General features: G+C 61.0%; 1 protein-coding gene. It reads right to left on the minus strand.

Annotated features, from left to right (window positions below):
- Nucleotides 1-926 (minus strand): thiamine pyrophosphate-dependent enzyme (locus HMPREF3178_RS08205; protein ID WP_323807548.1); only part of this gene is annotated, 926 nt, incomplete at both ends.

The raw sequence follows: 926 nt of genomic DNA on the forward strand, positions 1-926 counted from the left end.
GCTTCCTGCGGGAAGGCTCTGGCGTAGGCGGCGAATTTCTCGTTCCACGCGGACTCTTTCGCCTGACCGGCTTCTTTCGCATCCCACTGGGCATAGATTTCAGACGGGATTTCAAACGCCGGGTGTTTCCAGCCGAGCGCTTCGCGGGTCAGCGCGATTTCCGCGTCGCCCAGCGGCGCGCCGTGGGAGTCGTGGGTACCAGCTTTGTTCGGCGAACCGAAACCGATGATGGTTTTGCACATCAGCAGGGACGGTTTGTCGGTGACCGCACGCGCTTCTTCCACCGCGCGTTTAATCGAGTCAGCATCGTGACCGTCAACGCCGCGCACCACGTGCCAGCCGTAGGCTTCAAAACGCTTCGCGGTGTCATCGGTGAACCAGCCTTCGACGTGACCGTCGATGGAGATGCCGTTGTCGTCATAGAACGCCACCAGCTTGCCCAGTTTCAGGGTACCGGCCAGGGAGCATACCTCGTGAGAGATACCTTCCATCATGCAGCCGTCGCCCATGAACGCATAAGTGAAGTGGTCAACAATGTCGTGGCCCGGGCGGTTGAACTGCGCCGCCAGGGTTTTCTCCGCAATCGCCATCCCCACCGCATTCGCAATGCCCTGCCCCAGCGGTCCGGTAGTGGTTTCCACGCCCGCGGTGTAGCCCACTTCCGGGTGGCCCGGGGTTCTGGAGTGCAGCTGACGGAAGTTCTTCAGCTCTTCGATTGGCAGATCGTAGCCGGTGAGGTGCAGCAGGCTGTAGATCAGCATCGAGCCGTGACCGTTGGACAGCACGAAGCGGTCGCGATCGGCCCAGGACGGGTTCTGCGGATTATGGTTCAGGAAATCACGCCACAGGACTTCGGCAATGTCAGCCATACCCATCGGGGCACCCGGGTGGCCGGATTTGGCTTTCTGTACTGCGTCCATGCTCAG

It is taken from the genome of Klebsiella sp. HMSC09D12, from assembly GCF_001808475.1.
Taxonomy (GTDB): domain Bacteria; phylum Pseudomonadota; class Gammaproteobacteria; order Enterobacterales; family Enterobacteriaceae; genus Klebsiella; species Klebsiella oxytoca.